The 245-nt window shown below is 50.2% G+C and carries 1 protein-coding gene; it reads left to right on the forward strand.

Annotated elements, in window-relative coordinates:
* The coding region (locus AACS90_RS06185; RefSeq protein WP_193757325.1) for a hypothetical protein at window positions 1–245 on the forward strand (245 nt) is incomplete at both ends.

Here is a 245-nt window from a genome sequence, read left to right on the forward strand (position 1 = left end):
CTGAGAATGTACGCCCCGGAGAGGAGCAAGCCGCCAGTCAGCAGACACAAGCAGTACCTGAGCCGAAGCAGGCAAAATTTGAGCGTGTACACCCTGAACCGTTGATACCAGATGAATCTATCCAGCTGTTTGATGCAGAAGCACAGGCCATGTTTGATGACTGGATGAAAGAAAACGAGCAGAAGCGATTTGAACAGGAGCAGAAACGGCTTGAACAGGAGCAAAAGCAGCTTGAACAGAAGCTG

Source organism: Xenorhabdus sp. KK7.4 (assembly GCF_963876465.1).
Classification (GTDB): domain Bacteria; phylum Pseudomonadota; class Gammaproteobacteria; order Enterobacterales; family Enterobacteriaceae; genus Xenorhabdus; species Xenorhabdus stockiae.